The sequence below is a fragment of the Marinobacter sp. L-13 genome, from assembly GCF_056857715.1.
The window spans coordinates 1-19,418 of sequence record NZ_JBSXNQ010000032.1; the positions used below are offsets into that span (position 1 = coordinate 1).

The following is a 19,418-nucleotide window of genomic DNA, read 5'->3' on the forward strand; positions in this document are numbered from 1 at the left end:
CCACTCGTTCAGGCTCGGGGGAAGAAGCAGTTCCTGGCCAGGCGAATACGGGCGGAAAGTGGTTCCCATCAGTCATCCTGTTGCTGAAGAATTTTGATCTATTGTGCCAGAATGTAGCTTCTGCCGCGCAGACTCCTAGGCTGGTTTTTTCTGGGTGGCAACCAGAGCCACACCAACGATAGCGATGAGCCCGCCTGTCATTGCCAGTCCTCCAAGGCGCTCATCGAACAGCAGATACGCTTCCAGCGCGGTAACCGGAGGCACCAGGTAGAACAGGCTGGCCACCTGGGAAGCAGCACCCTGGCGTATCAGCCACATCAGAAGAAGGACGGCGCCGGTGGATAACCCAATCACAAGCCAGGCCATGGACAACTGCAACTGCAGGCTCCACTCAACCTCGCGGGTTTCGAGGGCGAAGGCTCCAATGGCAAACAGGGCGGCCGCTGCCGCAAATTGGATCAGCGTGCCGGCCACCAGATCCGCGCTGGCGCCGAAGCGCTTCTGGTAGACCGTGCCCATGGAAATTCCAGCGAGGGCAAAACCCGCCCAAAGCAGGCTCCAGGGAGAAAAGCCGGAGGCCTGACCACTCATACCGAACTTCTCGAGGAGGACAAGCGCCACACCGACCAGCCCCAAAATAAGTCCAATCCACTGACGTCCGCTGACTGTTTCCTTGAGGATTGCCACCGCCGCCGCAGCCGTCACCAGGGGTTGCAGCCCCACAATCAGGGAAACAATTCCGGATGCCATTCCGTCCTGAATCGCGTAGTAGACGCCGCCCAGATAGCAGCCATGCACCAACATCCCGGTGACCGCAAGGTGCCCAGCACCTCGCCAGCCCGGCCAGCGGGTTTTCATGACCCAGGCCAGGGCTCCAAGCACCACCAGTGTCAGCAGCATGCGGATCAGCAGCAGCGTAAACGGCTCCGCAAAGGGCAAACCGTACTTGGCGCCGATAAAACCAGTACTCCACAGCCAGACGAACAGCGCGGGCACAAAAAACGAGTAAAACAGTGAGCGCATGAAACTCAACCGGATTCGATGTATTTGTCAGTCAGCTTACTTTATAAGTTAGCAGGCAAACAAAACAGATACAGAAATCCGGTTTCGTGACCGGTACAGTTTGTCAGGCACGGGTCTCCGGCAGCCTTACTTCGATAGCCGGCTCGGAATCGTGCCAGTTACCCTTCCAGGTGACTTCGGGTGCTGCGCCCGGCTGGGGCGTAATGGTGACGGACACGGATCCGAAACTGGTCGGTGCCGGCCCGAAGCGGATTGGTTTGTCCTGCTCCAGCCACCGTGGAGGGATACCAGCTCCGAGAATGAGACGATCTCCCTCCTCCCGGACAAAGCAGTTGCGGACCATCAACACCCACTCGGCCGACGCCCAGACATGGTGACCATCGCCCATACAGCCGCCCTCGGTCGCCGGATGAATGGCTTCCGGCCATTGCCCGGTGGGCGATGCCAGGCCAGCCACCGCATCCACCAGATCCAGGAATCGAGCATCGCCCGCACGCAGGAGAACCTGAGCCACATGCAGGGTGAGGTAGGCGTTAAGACCCGAGTGAATCATGTCCTGATAGAACGCCCCTTTTACAAAGCATTTTTCGAGGAGGAATTCGGCACAGTCCAGCAACCTGGGATCATCCGGCTCACACAGCTGGGTCGGATAACCCATCGCCAGTGAGCCAATGGCGCCCGCATCCAGACGGCGATAGGGCGAGGCCGGCATTCCCGGTCGCTTGAGTCGCTGCTCGCAGGTTGCCAGACTGCGATCAACGGTCTGGCTGAACTCCCGGGCACCGGCGCCAAAATGCTCGCTGGTTTCCCGGTCAATCGGGGCAAACAGTGATTCGGCGGCCTTCAGGCCGGCGATGCCCCAGAAATCGTCCCAGTAGTAATAGTCATTGGGCCCCAGGTGCTCAGCACTGAAGCCGGCGGGCAGCAGGCCGGCATGGGGCTGGTCAGTGGTGTCACTCAGGCGCTTGTTCTCGATCCAGCGAGCGCCCTTGCGCACAGGCTCCTGCCATTCACCGGGCAGGGGCCGGCCCGTAATTTCATGGAATCGCCGGAGAATCCAGAGCACTTCACCGTTGGCATCCCATTCCCCTTCCTGGGAACGGAAATAGCCATTCTTCAGCTGCCGCGCCGGAAACTGGTACAGCGCCCGTTCGGCCCGGTCGGTAAGTCCGGCGCAGAGCAGTGCGTGGATGATGAACGCGGCATCTCGAAACCAGAAGCGCTTGTAGGTATAGGGCCCGGGGTACACATCTTCCGGAGAGTGCAGCACCAGGGAATTCAGGGCGGCGTCATAGAGGAACTGCCAGTTTTCGTCGGGGCACTCCAGGCGGGCATGGCCATGAAGGGCGGCCGCCCAGCCGTCAGAGCGAATAACTGGCGCCGACTCATCCTGCAGCGGCACCCTGAGCCTGAGCTCCGACTCCTCACCTGCTTCGACCCGGAACAGGGCCGCTGCGGTGACCATGCCGACGTCGCACTGCCCTTCGCACTGGTCTTCCTTGTCCTGCAGATGAATCCGAACATCACCCTCGCGATAGTTCGACACATGATGACGCTCTGCCGGGCGACTGAAAAACACCGCCTGCTTGCCATCTATGGTCCAGGCGTCTCTCTGCTCGGACAGCCGGACCTTGTTGATAAAGCTGATTCCTTCAGGATTGGCGGGGCGCAAGGATATGACCAGAGAGCCGGAAGTCTCGGCCCGGGCCTTCACGACCATTTCGCAAACCGCCCGGCCGTTTTCGACTACCACCCGGGAACGACTGGTCAGGGCCAGCCCGTCCAGTTCGGACTCTGTGACCACGCAGGGACCACCCTCAAGTTCCTGGCGTTGCCGGGCCGTTTTGCAACGAGAGGGCAGAAGGCACCGGCCATCGTCCGCCAGCAGCCACGCATCCAGTGACCAGCCGTCATGGAGCGGTGTCAGCAACCCCCGGGGATCCACCACGGGCAACTCATCCACATCCGGCTGGCCGATGGCCGTCCAGTTACGGTTACTGAGATTGATGTGGGTAATCGAGAATGCCCGGGGAATGAAGGCAATGTCTTCGGGGTCGAACTGGCGCTCCACCCAGTAAGGCCAGACCCAATCGAGGTTGTGCTGGATGACCCGACTGTTGATCAGCCCCCGCGCATGGAAAACCACGCCGGCCCGGAGCAGTTCGATGGGCTCGCCGACTTCCGAAGGCTGGGCAAAACTGTGAAGTTTCCCGAGCAGCGCGATCGGATCGAGGAAACCATGGCGGTGGGCCACGCGTTTTACCAGGTAACGCCAGGGCAGCCACTTCATCCAGCTCATTCGTTTGCCTCCTGTTCTGTTGGCTCAGTCTCGACCTTGTAACGGGCGAGTGCCCGCCGGGCGAGACGATTGAGAAACACCACGGCCATTACCGTGCCTACGAAACCGGCACCGTAAATGGCCCACTCCAGGGGTGAACGGCCGGTTTCCCGCACACCCAGAGTTGACAGGTCGGCGGCAAGCGAGCCGAGATACACGTTATGCAGGGAAAAGGGAATCACACCGAAAAAGGTGCCGACAACGAAACCGCCAAACGAGAAGTTGGTGAGACCGAACAGAAAATTGGACAGCTTGCCGGGGAAGAAAGGGATCAGACGGGTCAGGAGTACGATTTTCCAGCCGTGAGGCGCCATTTCGTTGCTGACGACAGACAATCGCGCGCGGCTGCGAATGTACACACGGGCGTGCTCACCCAGAAAATGCCGGGCAACCAGAAAGGCAATGGCCGAGCCCAACGTAGTGCCCACCACCACGTAGGCTGTGCCTTCCAACACGCCGAACACGAAACCCGCTCCGGTGGTCAACAACACCCCGGGCAGAAGCAGCACCATGGCCAGCACCATGATGCCGACAAAGAGGAGAGCCGCCCAGGCCCCCTGGGTATCAAACCAGCGCAGAAGCTCAACGACCTGTTGATGCACACCGAAGGCGTAAAGCAGACCGACTATCAGCCCAACGGCGGCAATGCTCCCGCCCATCCAGAGGACGGGCGACTTCTTCCAGTTGCTCATGGCCTCACCCTAACGCGGGAGGGCACCGGGTCTCAAAGGCCGGACAGGTCATCCGCGCTTTATGAGCTACTGAGAATCGACTGGAGCTTCTGGGTCAGATCCACTGCCTCTGCCCCCAACGGCGTGAGGTAGCCGCCATCTTTCTGGCTGATCAGCCCCTTGGCATGCAGGTTTTCGGCGGCCTTCACAGTTTCCGGAGCCGCCGAATGGGCATGAACCTTGAGCCCTTCCTGAGTCGAGGTGGAAGGAAATTGGCCCAGCAAATTGAGTTCGGCAAGGTGATCAACAGAGAATGGCATGGCATTTCCTCGTATTATTATCGGGGGTTTACATTCAGCATAGCCGATTCACACCATGAAGCTTTCACGAATTCTCAGCAACCGGAATGACATCAGTCGCCGTCAGGCCAATTTTCTGATTGCTTCCGGTCGGGTGGCCGTAAATGACGTCACCTGGCGCGATGCTGCTGCCGAGGTGGATCGGTTTTCATGCGTACGGATGGACGGCGATATCATTCAAGAGGCTGAAGCCTGCCATTACCTCATGCTCCACAAACCTGCAGGTTTTCTGAGTGCAACGCTCGACGACACCCATCGGACCGTGATGGAGCTGATCTCGCCAGAACTGCGCGAGGATCTGCACATTGCCGGACGACTCGACCGCGCCAGCACGGGCCTGCTGATTCTCACCAATGATGGCCGCTGGTCACGCCAGCTTACCGAGCCCCGAATCAAGATCCCGAAAGTCTACCGGGTCAGCACCGCCTATCCGATTTCTCCAGAGACCCCTCATCGATTCGCGGAGGGCATCTGGTTTGAGTTCGAGCAACTCACCACCTCACCTGCTGACCTGGATCTTCTGAGCCCCTGTGAAGCCAGAGTGACCATTTACGAAGGCCGTTACCATCAGGTGAAGCGCATGTTCCATGCCGTCGGTAATCGCGTAACGGCCCTGCATCGGGAACGGATGGGAAATATCCTGTTGGACGATGACCTGGCGGCCGGCGAATACCGCTCACTGACTGCCGAAGAAATCAACCTGATGCCGGATTGATCTGCCTCACAAACGCAGAGCCAGCATGGGCTATGCTTTCAGGGTAGCTCCAACAGAAACAGGGAAGATTCAAGGCAATGCCAAACCAGACGAGCGATTTTACCCACGGCCACTGCGTCATCTCAGCAGCTACCTCTCGGGGCTGGTGCAGGGAAAGCTCTGGCTGAAGGTGCTCATTGGCATGTTCCTCGGGTTGATTACAGGCACGCTCCTGGGACCGTCGGTGGGACTCGTGGAACCGGAAACCGGGACGTTGATCGGTAACTGGCTGGCTTTCCCGGGGCAACTGTTTCTGGCCACCATCCAGATGATCGTAATCCCCCTGGTAATTGCCTCGGTGGTTCGCGGGCTCGCCGCCAGCGAAGACCTTGAACAGTTGCGAAAGCTGGGCCTGAGGGTAACCGGCTTTTTCGTAATCACGACGGCCATGGCAGCATCGATAGGTCTCTGGATCGGCGACCTGATCAACCCCGGCAGAATGATGGCAGGGCTCGGCACTCCCGTTGAGGCCGGGGAAAACAGTGTGCCTGTTGCCTCCATGCCGGGTGTGGATGAGCTGCCCAAGACCCTGATCGGGCTGCTACCGGGCAACCCGCTCGATGCCATGGTTGAAGGCCAGATGCTCCAGGTGGTGATCTTCTCCATCATTGTCGGCATTGCCCTGGTGAGCATGGCCCCGGAAAAATCCAGGCCCATGCTGGACCTGCTCGATTCCCTCCAGCAAATCTGCATGACGGTCGTACGCTGGGCAATGCGCCTTGCCCCCATTGCCGTGTTCGGCCTGATGGCCCAACTCACAACCACCCTGGGATTCCGGGCAATGCTGGGCATGGCATCCTACGTTGCAACCGTCATTGCGGGCTTGCTGGTACTTCTGGGCGTTTACATGCTGATCCTGAAGCTGCTCGCCGGCCAATCCCCCGTCCGGTTCCTGAAAGACACCCGGGATGTGCTGTTGCTGGCCTTTTCCACATCCAGCTCGGCGGCCGTCATGCCGCTTTCCATTAGAACCGCCGAAGACAAGCTCGGTGTCCGGCCGTCGGTTTCCCAGTTCGTGATTCCCCTGGGCGCCACCATCAACATGAACGGCACGGCACTCTACCAGGCCGTTGCTACCATCTTTCTGGCACAGGTCTACGGCATTGATCTCAGCATGGGCAGTATGGCGCTCGTGGTCGCCATGGCTGTGGGCGCGTCCATCGGCTCTCCCGCCACACCCGGGGTAGGCATCGTGATCCTTGCCATGGTGCTGCAAACCGTGGGCATTCCTCCCAGCGGCATCGCACTGATCATGGGCGTGGATCGAATCCTGGATATGTGCCGGACGGCCATCAACGTGACGGGCGATCTGGTGACCTGCAGACTGATGGAGAATCTGGCGGGAAAGAGACTGCCACCCGACCCAGTACCGGAAGAAACGTCTTGATCGGGCGGAGGTGACTTGACCAGCGCGGAGCCAGGTCAGATGCTGTCGGAGCGTTTTTCCGAGTCCTGCAACTCCTCCTCGGTGTTGTTCCATTGCTCTGAAAGCGCTTCATAGGCATCGGAGAATCCCTTTCGAGCCTTCTCCCAGGCAGATGCCGAGCTGTCTTTCAGTTCCTGATACCAGTTTTGGACACGAGCTCTCTGTTCCCGCAACGACTCGAGGCTCTTCTGGGACCGCTCTCGGGCGGTATCGCTCATATCGTCCCAGTTTTTCAAGAGTTGTTGCTCAAGCTCCTGGATGCGTTTATCCAGGGCCGACAATGTTTTGTTGATCGAATCCTCGGCCTGCTCTTTCTGATCAGAACCATACTCCTGAAGCGCCTCACCCAACTCACGGGTTTCCTGCTTAAGCGACTCCACGGAAGAATCCTCGGGTGATGTTTCAGCCAGAGCCGTTCCTGAAAACAGTCCAGCAAAAACGATCGCAAGTGCGTAAGTCCAGTTCTTCATCATTAAGTCCTCCCAACCCATCATGGGACTGTAGCAGCGAGGTCTGTCTGGATGCACCTTAACTTGAGCTAATACTGAAGTTCACTATTGCGGCGAAATAAGGCTCTCGACCACCGCCTCACAGACCTGATCCTGATTGAGACCCTCCCCTTTCACCGTCACGTCCGCATACCGGGAATACAGTTCAAAACGCTCTTCGAACAGGGCGTCCAAAGATTGATCCGGCCTCCGGGAAATGCCCCGCATGCTGTGATCGCCGATTCGCTCGATAACCAGTTCAAGCGGGATGTCGAGAAACACCACGGTGCCGTTGCTTTTGAGATGTTCCATGGCACGTTCACTGTAGACGGCGCTGCCTCCCGTGCTGATAACCTTGTGCCGGACATCCAGCTTGAGAAGCACCTGTTCTTCTATTCGACGCAGGGCTATGTAGCCATCCTGGTCTACAATTGCCTGGAGAGTACGACCGGCTTCTTCCTGAATGAGCAAATCGGTATCGACAAACCCGAAACCCAGACGTTTGGCCAGCAGCACACCCACCGTGCTCTTGCCGCTGCCGGGCATGCCGATGAGAACGAGGTTGCCTGTGTCGGTCGGGTTAACCATGATGCTCTGGAGGGACCTCTCCATAGAATGAGAACTGGCCGGCATTAAACGCAGAACGTAACATTTTTACGACACAGCGCGCGCTTTATTCCGACCCGCAAGCCCGTATAATTCAGCCAACGGCGGTATTCAAAGAATACCTGAAGCCGGCCACAGACGGCATCTTTCGCGAGTGAGTAATGAACATCGGCAGATCTCTTCTGATCCCATCCATCGCAGCTCTTGTGCTTGCCCTGTCCGCATCCGCCCTGGCGGACGGCATCAAGCGTATCGTGCACCCGGATGGCACCGTCGAATTCACCAACGTAAAAAGTGCCGGCCAGCCCAGAGCCTCCAGCGGTAACGACACCGTCTACCGCTATACGGATGACAACGGCGTGGTTGCCTACAGCAGTATTCAGCCGGCTGCGGCCGAGTTCGACGTTATCCGTTTCCACTGCTACGCCTGCGACCCGGAATCCAGCGTCGACTGGCGCAAAACGCCGCTGTTCACCAAACCCTTCAATTCAGAAATCCAGACCGCGGCACAGGAGTTCGGAGTTGATCCCGCGCTGGTCCGCGCTGTGATTCACGCCGAATCGGCCTTCAATGAAAAAGCCCTCTCCCCGGTGGGAGCCCAGGGGCTGATGCAACTCATGCCCGGCACGGCTGAAGAACTGGGTGTACGGAACGCGTTGGCGGCTGCCGAGAATATCCGTGGCGGGGTGCATTATCTGGCCAAGATGCTCGACCGGTTCAATGGTGACATCCGGCTGGCCACCGCCGCCTACAACGCGGGGCCTGGCGCCGTCAGTCGATACCAGGGGGTACCGCCCTACGCCGAAACAAAGGCCTATGTCGAAAGGGTTGGCATCCTTCACGAGCGCTACGCCGCTCTGTAGGCCCCTCAGAGGTCCGATAACCAATGAATTTCAAGCGTCTGGAGACCTTCATCTGGGTTGCAACGCTTGGCAGCTTCCGCAAGGCCGCCGAGCACCAGCACACCACCCAGCCAGCCATTTCAAACCGAATTGCCGCGCTTGAAGACGAGCTTGGCGTCAGGCTGTTCGAGCGGGAATCCGGGCACAGCAAGCTTACGAGCAAGGGGCAGGAGCTGCTGCCCTATGCCGAGAAAATTGTCTTCATGGCCCAGCAGCTGCGCAAGCGCGCAGACCGGGGGGCGTCGCTCTCCGGCATTCTCAGGCTCGGGGTCTCCGAAACAATTGTGCACTCCTGGCTGCCGCGTTTTTTCCGGGAACTGCACGAAACGGCCCCCAATCTGGATGTGGAAATTACCGTGGATGTCTCCGGCAACCTCCGATCCGGTTTGCTGGACCGGAGCCTCGATCTGGCCTTCCTGATGGGGCCCGTATCTGAGCCGAAAATTGAAAACCGCGCGCTTTGCAGTTTCCCACTGATCTGGGTCGCCAGTCCCGAGCTCAACCTCCCGGATCGGCTCCTGGCTCTCAAGGAGCTGGCCGAATGGCCCATCATTACTTATGCCAGGAACACCAAACCCTTTGCTGAAATCAGCCAGAAATTCAGCGAGATGGATGAACTCCCTGCCCGTTTCTATTCCTCAAGTTCGCTGGCAGCCTGCCGGCAATTGACCCTGGATGGCATTGGTATCTCTACGCTTCCGCTGAGCGTGATTAAGCATGAACTGGAAAGCGGTCGTCTGGTCCAGCTCAACACCTCGTGGTCGCCCTCCGAGCTCGCCTTCACCGCGTCTTATTCCGGTGCCCCTTTCAACCCGATTGCCGAACTCGCAGCAAACCTTGGTGTGATGGTTTCTGACGAATACGACCGGACAACACATCACGAAAACTTATCGCCAGACCTAAAAAACGATAATTAGACTTTTTCACCAGCCGGTATACCCTGAAATTTAGTTGTAAAAAACAATTTCAATCAGGGGTTACCGTCATGCACACCGGTGCGTATTCCGATTTCAAGAACAACCTGCTTGATCAGGCCTCAGAATTACGCGCTCGCATTCGTTCGGGCGCCCACACAGCGCCCACAAGTGGCCTGGCCAACAGCCTCTTGCAGGGGAACGTGGTCATCCTGCCGTCCGAATGGGCCGGGGATTTTCTCCTATACTGTCAGAATAACCCGGTTTCCTGTCCCCTGATCGGCATGTCTCAACCCGGGGACCCGACCCTCCCCGACCTTGGACACGATCTGGATATCCGGACCGATGTGCCTGAATACCAGGTTTTCCGGAATGGCGAGCGAGCAGAGACAGCCACAGACCTCAAGAGCCTCTGGCGGGACGACCTGGTGACCTTTGTCCTGGGCTGTTCATTCTCGTTTGAGGATGCCTTGATCAGGGCCGGGCTCTCGGTGCGGAACGTGGACGAGGGACGGAACGTTTCAATGTTCCGCTCGAATATCGCTACCCGGCCCGCCGGCCCGTTCAGTGGCAACATGGTGGTCTCCATGCGCCCGTTCAATGGTGCGGATGCAATCCGCGCGATACAGATTACGACCCGCCTGCCAAAGGCCCACGGTGCACCGGTTCATATCGGCGATCCGGCGCTCATTGGCATTGAGGACGTTAACCAGCCTGATTTTGGAGATCCGGTAACGATCAGGCCGGGCGAACTTCCGCTGTTCTGGGCCTGCGGGGTTACCCCGCAACTGGCCCTCGAGAACGCTCGCCTGCCTTTCGCAATAACCCATGTACCGGGAAAAATGCTGCTTACCGAGCGGCTGAATGAAGAACTGGCGGTACTCTGAAGCCGCCGTTCAACTGAAACGATAAAAAAACAGAAACACGGGAGATTCGTTATGTTCAAAAAACTCGCCACAGCCACCCTGGTTACCGGGGCGCTGCTGACTTCATCCGTTCAGGCTCAGCAATGGCACATGCCAACGCCTTACGGCGATGCCAACCTGCCTACCCAGATTGCCTACGGTTTTGCCGAGGACATTAAAAACGGCACCGATGGTGACCTCACCATCACCGTTCATTCCGGTGCCTCCCTGGTCAAGCACCCGGAAATTCCCCGGGCAGTAAGAACCGGTCAGGTGCAGCTGGGTGAAATCTTCATCGGCATCATGGGCAACACCCATCCGGTGTTCAAACACGACAACATTCCGTTCCTGGCAACCAGCTTCGAAGATGCCAAAAGACTCTGGGAAGCCGCCAAGCCCCAGATCGAAAAGCAGCTGGACAAGGAAGGCATGACCCTGCTTTACACCGTGCCATGGCCCGCCCAGAGCCTGTATACCAAAGCCCCGGTCAACACCCTGGAAGACCTGCAAGGCCTGAAGATGCGGGCTTACAGCCCTTCCACTTCGCGTCTCGCTGACCTGATGAGCACAACCCCGACAACGGTTCAGGTGCCCGAGATCCCGCAGGCGTTCAGCACCGGCATTATTGATGCCATGATCACCTCACCGTCGACAGGCGCCAACGGGCAGGCCTGGGATTACCTTTCCCACTACACCGATATCAAGGCCTGGATTCCCAAGAACGTTGTGGTCGTCAACAAGCGTGCTTTCCGTCGCCTGAGCGATGAACAGCGCCAGGTGATCCTGGATGCGGCCGCTGCGGCCGAGGCCAAAGGCTGGGAAGGCGTTCGCAAGACCGCCGCTGAAGACACCGCCACTCTGGCGGAAAATGGCATCACGGTCTCCGAACCGTCTGATGAACTGATGGCCGAACTCCAGAAGATCGGCGACATCATGGTGGAAGAGTGGAAACAGGAAGCACCGGAAGAAGTCGGCGCTATCCTCTCCAACTACCGCTAAAAGTTCACTCAACGGAAGCCTCCCGAATATCGGGAGGCTGTTCCGGGAGGCATCCGTTATGAACTCTCTTCGAGAGAAATTTTATCTGGCATCCGGCTACGCTGCTGGTTTCTGCATCGCCCTGATCATGGTCGTCATCCTGGCGCAGATCGTGGGCCGCCTGTTCGGCTTTATCATTCCATCAGCGGAAGACGTGTCCGGCTGGGCGCTTGCAGCCTCCACCTTCTTCGGTCTTGCCTACACCTTTCATAACGGCGGCCATATCCGGGTCACCCTGGTTATCCAGAAGTGGTCGGCACGGCCGAGATTCTGGCAGGAGCTGGTCGTACTTATTTTCGGGTTCGCACTCGCCTGCTATATGACATTCTATTGCTGGCACATGGTCTGGGAATCCTACATTTTCGAGGAGGTCTCCCACGGCTATATTCCCGTTCCCATCTGGATCCCGCAGGTTCCGGTTGCACTGGGGATGACCGCACTCAACATTGCCATCCTGGACGATCTGGTTGCTGTGATTCGCAAGCGAACACCGTCCTATCAGCAGCATGAAGACGAGCTGAACCTGGAGGACGTGTAATGGATATCGCGTTTCTCTCCATTGTACTGGCCGTGGCTATGATCCTGATGCTCGCGGTGGGCGTGTGGGTGTCTCTGACGCTGGTTGGCATTGGCGTTCTGGGCCTGCTGCTCTCCGGCAATGATCAGATCGGCCTGTTGTTCGCCACGTCGAGCTGGGGCGCAAGCACCAGTTGGTCCCTGACGGCCCTGCCCATGTTCATCTGGATGGGCGAGGTTCTGTTTCGTACCCGACTTTCCGAGGATCTGTTCAAGGGTCTGGCGCCCTGGATGGGCGGACTGCCCGGCAAGCTCCTCCATGTGAATATTCTGAGCTGTGGCATTTTTGCGGCAGTTTCCGGCTCCTCAGCTGCCACGGCCGCAACCATTGGCCGAATGACCCTGCCGGAACTGAAGGCCCAGGGTTACAGCGACAAGATGGCGGTAGGCACCCTGGCCGGCTCCGGCACGCTGGGGCTGTTGATTCCACCCTCCATTATTCTGATTGTTTATGGCGTGGCCGCGGAAGTTTCCATTGGCCGCCTGTTTATTGCCGGTGCTCTGCCCGGCCTGATGCTGGTTGCCATGTTCATGGGCTACACCATGATCTGGGCCAAGCTCAACAAAGATCAGCTGCCAACCACCAAAAAGGAAAACCTGGCGTTCTCGGTCAAGATCAAGGCCCTGAAGATGCTGCTCCCGATCGTTGGCCTGATCATTTTCGTACTCGGTTCTATCTATACCGGTTTTGCCACACCAACCGAAGCCGCTGCGCTGGGCGTGTTCGGCGCGCTGATCATCGCGGCCGCAACCGGTTCACTCAGCATCCAGAGTTTCAAGGACAGCCTGTTGGGCGCTGTGAAAAGCTCCTGCATGATCGGCCTGATTCTCGTCGGTGCCCACTTTCTGACCCTGGCCATGGGCTTCCTGGGTATTCCGCGGGAACTGGCCGCCTGGATCGGCAGCATGTCCCTGTCACCGTTCGAACTTCTGGTTGGCCTGACAGTGCTGTTCGTCCTCCTCGGCTGTTTCCTGGACGGGATTTCGGTTGTGGTTCTGACCGTGGCGGTTGTCATGCCGATGGTTCAGCAGGCCGGCATCGACTTGCTCTGGTTCGGGATCTTTATTGTGCTGGTGGTAGAGATGGCACAGATTACGCCCCCGGTGGGCTTCAACCTGTTTGTCATCCAGGCTCTGACAGGTAAAGACATACTCTATGTGGCCCGGGCAGCCTTGCCGTTCTTCCTGCTGATCATGGCAGCACTTTTCCTGATCGGCTGGTTCCCGGAGATTGTCACCTACCTGCCCCAGACCATGAGCCAGGGGTAATGCAGGACACAACGTTTTTCGGAGGTACACAATGAAACTCAACTGCGACATGGGCGAGAGCTTTGGCACCTGGACCAAGGGCATGGATGCCGAAGTCATGCCCTACATTGATATGGCCAGTATTGCCTGCGGGTTTCATGCATCCGACCCGCTGACCATGGACCACACGGTCAAACTGGCTCTGGCCCAGAACGTGACCATTGGCGCCCACCCGGGCTACCCGGACCTGCTGGGGTTTGGCCGTCGGGACATGGACTGCCGCCCGGACGAGCTCAAGGCTATCCTGGTTTACCAGATGGCGGCGCTCAACGGCATCTGCCAGGTACATGGCACTTCCATCTCCTACGTGAAGCCCCACGGCGCCCTGTATAACCGGATGATGGTCGATAACACCACCTTGTCCGTGGTTATGTCCGCCGTTCGCTCCTACGCACCAAAGTGCCCCCTGGTGGTCATGGCAACGCCGGACTGGCAACAGGTCAAGGATCGCGCGGACGAATATGGCATCGAGGTCTGGTTCGAGGCGTTCTCTGATCGCGCCTACAGCGACGAGGGCAGACTGGTAAAACGGTCGGTTCGTGGTGCCGTGCACGAGACAACCGAAGCCATTGAGGCGCAGGTCACCCAGATTATCCGCGAAGGAACGGTCACCTCGATCTCGGGCAAACATATTCCGATCAAGGCCGATACCATCTGTATTCACGGCGACAGCTACCATGCCGTCGACGCTGCACGGCATATGCGACAGGTCGTGGAAGCGCTATGAGGATCGAGTCGGTCAACGAAAACACCTGCATGGTGTATTTTGGCGACCAGATCGGTGCGGAATCCGCAGGCCTGGTCAAGCGGGCCACAGACCGGCTGCGGCGCGACATGTCCGACCTCATTGTTGACCTGGTTCCCTCATACACCTCAATTCTGGTGACCTGGGATCTGGAACAGGCTGACCGGTTTGCCATCGTTCGCAGAGTACGCGCAGCGATCGACTCCGAGGATGATGGTTCCACCGAGGGCGACTCTGCCCGCATCGTCGAGCTGCCCGTCTACTATGATCGCGAAGTGGGTCTGGACCTGGAGGATGTCTGCGAGCATGCCGGCCTGTCCCGGGACGAGGTCGTTCGCATTCACAGTGAACAGCTTTATCAGGTCTACGCCATCGGCTTCGCTCCGGGGTTTGCCTACCTGGGAAGTACCGACGAACGGATTGCCATTCCGCGGAAATCCACGCCCCGACTGAAAGTGCCTACCGGCTCCGTCGGCATCGCAGGCACTCAAACCGCGATATACCCGAGCTGCACACCGGGTGGCTGGCAAATCATTGGCCGCACGCCGCAGAAAATGGTGGATTGGGACAGCGACTCTCTGGCCCTGGTACAGGTCGGCGATCAGGTGCGCTTTCGCGCCATAAGCCGGGACGAATTCCTGGAGCTGGGAGGCAACCTCGATGAGCTTTGAAGTCCTCGAACCCGGAATGCTGGCCCTTGTTCAGGATGCCGGCCGCCACGGCTACCAGCATATGGGCGTGACCACCGGCGGCCCCATGGACGAGTTTGCATTTTTCTGGGCGAACCGCCTGCTGGGCAATGATCTCGATGCCCCACAGATCGAAATCACCTTTGGCAGGTTCAGCCTGAAGGCGAACCATGAGGCCTGCATTGCCATTACCGGCGGCGATCTGGGCGCCCGTATCAACGATCAGGCCATTGCGCCCTGGCGCACCCATCACATCAATAAGGGCGACAGACTGGACTTCACCACGCCTGTGAGCGGCTTGCGGGCCTACCTGGCGGTCAGCGGCGGATTCAAGCCAGCCATGAAGCTTGGCAGTTGCGCCACCGTGGCACGCGAGGGCCTGGGCGGCCTGGATGGCAAAGGCGCGAAACTGGCCAAGGGCGATACGCTGGAGTTTGAGAAAAACGCATCGTTTGTTGAAGCTTTTCTTCCCGAGCCGGAAGTCCCCGATTATCAACAACACCTGCGCCTGGGGGTTATTCCCGGCTATCAGTATCGGAGCTTCTCTATAGTTCAGCGGGAGAAGTTTTTCTCGTGCGATTACGAAATCAGCCAGAATATTGATCGCATGGGCTATCGCCTGAAGGGCGATGCGATTCATTCGGATCTGGACGGGATTATTTCGGAAGGGATCGCCTACGGAGCTATTCAGGTGCCCAAAGATGGCCAGCCAATCGTTCTGATGAAAGACCGGCAAACCATCGGCGGCTACCCGAAAATCGGCTGCCTGAGCGCGCTGGATGCGGGTCTTCTGGCCCAGCGTGGGCCGGGATCATCGGTGAGCTTCTTCCTCTCGGACGTTGCCGAGGCCGAAGGCCGCCGAATGCTGTTTAACCAGAGGCTGAAAACAGGCGCGCCCGGCGTCAGGTATACCTGACGCCGGGCGCGTTTGGCACCGATTGTCGCCGCTTATTCCGAGGCGGCAATCAGACTGGCGTTACCGCCCGCGGCCGTTGTGTCGACACACAGGTGGCGTTCGATCACAAATCGCTGATCCAGCGTGTGCTCAGTGATCAGCGGTAGCAACGCACCATCACGCTTGGCCAGTGCCTCGCGATAGGCTTTCAGCAGGGGCTGATCGCCACAGCTGACTACCGCCTCGAAGCCATCGATGGTTGCCAGTGCTTCCGGCTCCAACAGGCCCTCGGCGCCAACAATCGGCATCCCGGCCTTGTTCGCTTGATCGACCACATCCTGGGTGCCCGGTGCAATCACCACCACCTTGTTGCCCTGTGACAACGCGGTACCCGCCTGCTCCAGAGCAGTTTCCTTGTCCGGTCCCAGACACAGCACCACGCCACGGGCATGGTTGGACAGGCGGTTGGTCTCACCCGTTGGCCCGGGTAGCGCTTCCACGTGAGCGTCCAGTGGCTCCGGAACATTGCCAAAGATGGGCCGGATTGCGTCCATACGAGCTTCAGGCCTGGACGCCTTCAGTTTGTCCAGCTGCCCGATGAGCTTCTGCAACTGCTTGGCATCCACCTTCCTGGCGTTCGAATCCGCCTCGCGCTCGACCGTTTCACCTTTCAGGAAACGACGGACGTACTGCGGACCACCGGCCTTTGGACCGGTGCCAGACAGGCCTTCACCACCGAATGGCTGGGAGCCCACGATGGCACCGATCTGGTTGCGGTTCACATAGGTGTTACCCACCTTGATCCGGCTGGTAATACGCTCGACGCGGCGATCAACACGGCTGTGGATGCCAAACGTCAGGCCGTAGCCCTTGGCGTTGATGTCGTCCACCACCTTGTCGATGTTCTTCGCCTCGAACGTGGCCACGTGCAGGACTGGCCCGAAGATTTCTTCTTCCAGCTCCTCAATACCACTGACGCTGAGAACTGCCGGCGAAACGAACAGGCCTTTCTCGGGGACTTTCATTTTCTTCAGCAACTTGCCGTTGCGCTCGAACTTCTCGCAGTGGTCCACGATCTTCTTGCGGGCGTTCTCGTCGATCACCGGGCCCACATCCGTGGACAGCAGCCAGGGATCGCCGATGCCGAGCTCTTCCATTGCACCGTAGAGCATTTCCAGAAGGCCATCGGCAATGTCTCTCTGCACATAAAGCATACGCAGGGCGGAACACCGCTGACCGGCACTCTGGAACGAAGACGCCAGCACGTCACGGACAACCTGCTCCGGCAATGCCGTGGAGTCCACGATCATCGCGTTCAGGCCGCCGGTCTCTGCCACCAGCGGCGCGTCTGGCGCCATGTTCTCGGTCATGACCTTGTTAATGCGCTGGGCAGTAGCGGTAGAACCGGTAAAGCACACGCCGCTCACCCGCGAATCGGAGGTCAGGGCTGCACCCACGGTTGCGCCGGTACCCGGCACCAACTGGATGGCATCCTTCGGGATACCCGCCTGATGCATCAGTTCCACGGCGCGAATAGCCAGCAGGGATGTCTGCTCAGCCGGCTTCGCCACCACAGTGTTACCTGCCGCGAGGTTGGCCAGAATCTGCCCGGTGAAGATCGCCAGCGGGAAGTTCCAGGGCGAAATACAACACATCACGCCGCGGGCATCGCCGCTGTCTTTATAGCGGATGGCCTCGTTGGCGTAGTACTGTGAGAAATCGACCGCTTCACGGATCTCAGCAACCGCATCCAGCAGGGATTTGCCTGCTTCACGGGTAGTGAGCGCGAACAACTCGGCGTAGTTCTCCTCGTACAGGTCGCCCACCTTGCGAACGCAGGCAGCACGCTCTTCAGCCGATTTGGCGGACCAACTCTCGAACGCGGCCGCCGCTGAGGTAATCGCGGTGTCTACATCAGCATCGGAGGCCTGGGTGACGTGGCCAACCAGATCGTCCGGATCGGCCGGGTTACGTACCACCTGGATTTCGGTACCGGCCACCTCGCCCGCAATCAGCGGACCACCTTTCCAGCGATGGTCTTTGTAGGCTCCGCGACCTTTCTCGATCTCGTTAACCGTGACCGGATCGGTAATATCCCAGCCTTTGGAGTTGCGACGCTGATCGCCAAACAGCTTGAACGGGTGCACGATCGCCTTGCTGGAAATGTTATTGCCCATCTCCTCAACACTTACAATCGGGTCCTTGGCGATCTCTTCCGGTGTGATGCGCTTGTCCACAATCTGGTTCACGAAGGAGCTGTTGGCACCGTTCTCCAACAAACGACGCACCAGGTACGCCAGAAGATCCTTGTGCGGGCCAACCGGCGCATAAATGCGACAGGGCACGCCACTGACCTTCAGAACCTCATTGTGCAGGGATTCGCCCATGCCGTGGAGGCGCTGGAATTCGTAGTTGTCCACACCCTTGGTCTTGGCCATTTCGAGAATGGCAGATACCGAATGCGCGTTGTGGGTGGCGAACTGTGGGTAAATCCGGTTCGTCATGTTCAACAGCTTGGTGGCGCAGGACAGGAACGAGACGTCACTGCAGGCCTTGCGGGTAAACACGGGGAACCCGTTCAGACCCATAACCTGGGCACGCTTGATTTCAGCATCCCAGTAGGCACCTTTCACCAGACGCACCATGAACTTGCGGTCGTACTTCTCGGACAGCCCGTAGAGCCAGTCGAGTACGAAAGAGGAGCGCTTGCCATACGCCTGAACAACCACGCCAAAGCCATCCCAGCCTGCAAGCTCGGGATCCGCCACCAGCTCCTCAATCACATCGAGAGACAGATCCAGACGATCCTGCTCCTCGGCATCGATATTGAAGCCCATATTCGCAGCCGCGGCCTTTTTGACCAGTTCGCGGGCCCGCGGCAGCAACTCGTTCATGACCCGCTCTTTGTTGCCGTACTCGTAACGGGCCAGCAGGGCGGAGAGCTTGACCGAGATGCCCGGGTTCTTGCGGACATCGCCCTTGCTCGCCTTGGCAATGCTGTCGATGGCGTTGGAATAGGAGTCGTAATAACGCTTGGCGTCATCATCGGTGCGGGCAGCTTCGCCCAGCATGTCGTAGGAATAGGTGTAACCCTTGGCCATGTATTCCTTGGCCTCATCCTGGGCTTCATCGATATCGCGACCCAGAACGAACTGTCGACCCATCTCTTTCATCGCCTGACCGGCCACCGTACGGATTACCGGCTCGCCGAAGCGCTTGAGCAGCTTGCGCAGGGTTTCACCCACGGTGTTGCGCTCGGAATCCTTGAGCAGGTTGCTGGTCATCAGCAAAGCAACCGTAGCAGTGTTGATCAGTGAAGACGACGCCTTGCCCACGTGGGTGCCCCAGGCGCCTGACGTGATCTTGTCTTCGATCAGCTCGTGGATGGTGGTGTTGTCAGGCACGCGCAACAGCGCCTCGGCCAGACACATCAGGGCCACACCCTCTTTGGTGGTCAGGCCATACTCCGCCAGGAACTTCTCCATGATGGTGGACTTGGCATTCTTGCGAACGCCGCGTACCAGTTCAGCCGCACGAGCCGAAATGGCGTCGCGCTCGGCCTGGGACAACTGGGCACCGGCAATCATCTCGTGGATAACCTTGTGTTCGTCAGCGAGATAATAATCACGAATCGCCTGCCGGCTATCGACAAGCTCGGGCGTCTGTGATTGCTGCGGTCTCATAGTTGTACCCTCTTAGTTGTTTGTCTCTCCGGCATTCTACCGAGATCGACAAAGACTATTTCGCTATAAATTCAAGGCAAGCGTGCCATTACGTCTTT

At 58.6% G+C, this 19,418-nt stretch carries 18 protein-coding genes; 11 read left to right on the forward strand and 7 right to left on the reverse strand.

The features are described 5' to 3' along the window. Positions 1-135: 135 nt before the first annotated feature. The 4 genes from AC13DD_RS02275 to AC13DD_RS02290 all read right to left on the reverse strand — a co-directional run bounded on the left by AC13DD_RS02275 (position 136) and on the right by AC13DD_RS02290 (position 4,352). Positions 136-1,023: a DMT family transporter gene (locus AC13DD_RS02275; protein WP_014577944.1), complete on the reverse strand. Its 888-nt coding sequence runs from the start codon at positions 1,021-1,023 to the stop codon at positions 136-138. Between the two features lie 103 nt (positions 1,024-1,126). Next, the gene (locus AC13DD_RS02280) at positions 1,127-3,322 is read right to left on the reverse strand and encodes a hypothetical protein (protein ID WP_482930796.1); all 2,196 of its coding nucleotides are present in this window, start codon (positions 3,320-3,322) and stop codon (positions 1,127-1,129) included. Further along, entirely contained in the window at positions 3,319-4,053 is a 735-nt protein-coding gene (locus AC13DD_RS02285; RefSeq protein ID WP_008173851.1) for a TVP38/TMEM64 family protein, read from the reverse strand. The genes AC13DD_RS02280 and AC13DD_RS02285 overlap by 4 nt, the downstream gene beginning before the upstream one ends. A gap of 59 nt (positions 4,054-4,112) precedes the next feature. Continuing rightward, entirely contained in the window at positions 4,113-4,352 is a 240-nt protein-coding gene (locus tag AC13DD_RS02290) for a TIGR02647 family protein (RefSeq protein WP_008173849.1), read from the reverse strand. Positions 4,353-4,407: 55 nt separating this feature from the next. Here AC13DD_RS02290 and AC13DD_RS02295 point away from each other — a divergent pair, with 55 nt between their 5' ends. Both AC13DD_RS02295 and AC13DD_RS02300 read left to right on the forward strand, forming a co-directional pair. After that, the gene (locus AC13DD_RS02295) at positions 4,408-5,106 is read left to right on the forward strand and encodes a pseudouridine synthase (RefSeq protein ID WP_482930797.1); all 699 of its coding nucleotides are present in this window, start codon (positions 4,408-4,410) and stop codon (positions 5,104-5,106) included. 25 nt (positions 5,107-5,131) lie between these two features. After that, positions 5,132-6,532, forward strand: coding sequence for a dicarboxylate/amino acid:cation symporter (locus AC13DD_RS02300; protein ID WP_482930798.1), 1,401 nt, complete (start codon positions 5,132-5,134; stop codon positions 6,530-6,532). A 35-nt stretch (positions 6,533-6,567) separates the two neighbouring features. Here AC13DD_RS02300 and AC13DD_RS02305 read toward each other — a convergent pair whose 3' ends face one another. Next, a complete protein-coding gene (locus AC13DD_RS02305; RefSeq protein WP_482930799.1) occupies positions 6,568-7,044 on the reverse strand; it encodes a hypothetical protein in 477 nt (158 codons plus the stop codon). A gap of 81 nt (positions 7,045-7,125) precedes the next feature. Continuing rightward, entirely contained in the window at positions 7,126-7,647 is a 522-nt protein-coding gene (locus AC13DD_RS02310; RefSeq protein ID WP_482930800.1) for a shikimate kinase, read from the reverse strand. A 179-nt stretch (positions 7,648-7,826) separates the two neighbouring features. On the opposite strand from AC13DD_RS02310, the gene AC13DD_RS02315 reads away from it, so the two are divergent. The 9 genes from AC13DD_RS02315 (at position 7,827) to AC13DD_RS02355 (ending at position 15,658) form a co-directional block, all read left to right on the forward strand. Continuing rightward, on the forward strand, positions 7,827-8,528 hold the full coding sequence (locus tag AC13DD_RS02315) for a lytic transglycosylase domain-containing protein (RefSeq protein ID WP_062781562.1): 702 nt from the start codon (positions 7,827-7,829) through the stop codon (positions 8,526-8,528). 23 nt (positions 8,529-8,551) lie between these two features. Continuing rightward, complete coding sequence (locus tag AC13DD_RS02320; protein WP_062781561.1) at positions 8,552-9,484, forward strand: LysR family transcriptional regulator; 933 nt, start codon at positions 8,552-8,554, stop codon at positions 9,482-9,484. Positions 9,485-9,552: 68 nt separating this feature from the next. Beyond that, positions 9,553-10,368 carry a putative hydro-lyase gene (locus AC13DD_RS02325; RefSeq protein WP_053112788.1) on the forward strand — a complete coding sequence of 272 codons (816 nt, stop codon included), beginning with the start codon at positions 9,553-9,555 and terminating at the stop codon, positions 10,366-10,368. A 51-nt stretch (positions 10,369-10,419) separates the two neighbouring features. Next, on the forward strand, positions 10,420-11,385 hold the full coding sequence (locus tag AC13DD_RS02330) for a TRAP transporter substrate-binding protein (protein WP_482930801.1): 966 nt from the start codon (positions 10,420-10,422) through the stop codon (positions 11,383-11,385). Between the two features lie 58 nt (positions 11,386-11,443). Continuing rightward, positions 11,444-11,962, forward strand: a complete 519-nt coding sequence (locus tag AC13DD_RS02335) for a TRAP transporter small permease (protein ID WP_014577955.1) — start codon at positions 11,444-11,446, stop codon at positions 11,960-11,962. Then, positions 11,962-13,269 (forward strand): TRAP transporter large permease, encoded by a 1,308-nt coding sequence (locus AC13DD_RS02340; RefSeq protein WP_014577956.1) that lies wholly within the window; start codon positions 11,962-11,964, stop codon positions 13,267-13,269. The genes AC13DD_RS02335 and AC13DD_RS02340 overlap by 1 nt, the downstream gene beginning before the upstream one ends. A gap of 31 nt (positions 13,270-13,300) precedes the next feature. Continuing rightward, a complete protein-coding gene (locus tag AC13DD_RS02345) occupies positions 13,301-14,035 on the forward strand; it encodes a 5-oxoprolinase subunit PxpA (protein ID WP_053112789.1) in 735 nt (244 codons plus the stop codon). Continuing rightward, positions 14,032-14,724: a 5-oxoprolinase subunit PxpB gene (gene pxpB, locus AC13DD_RS02350; RefSeq protein WP_008173822.1), complete on the forward strand. Its 693-nt coding sequence runs from the start codon at positions 14,032-14,034 to the stop codon at positions 14,722-14,724. Before AC13DD_RS02345 ends, pxpB begins: the two co-directional genes overlap by 4 nt. Further along, the gene (locus AC13DD_RS02355) at positions 14,714-15,658 is read left to right on the forward strand and encodes a 5-oxoprolinase subunit C family protein (protein WP_482930802.1); all 945 of its coding nucleotides are present in this window, start codon (positions 14,714-14,716) and stop codon (positions 15,656-15,658) included. Before pxpB ends, AC13DD_RS02355 begins: the two co-directional genes overlap by 11 nt. Positions 15,659-15,690: 32 nt before the next feature. Here AC13DD_RS02355 and putA read toward each other — a convergent pair whose 3' ends face one another. Further along, a complete protein-coding gene (gene putA, locus AC13DD_RS02360; protein WP_482930803.1) occupies positions 15,691-19,320 on the reverse strand; it encodes a bifunctional proline dehydrogenase/L-glutamate gamma-semialdehyde dehydrogenase PutA in 3,630 nt (1,209 codons plus the stop codon). Positions 19,321-19,418 lie beyond the last annotated feature (98 nt).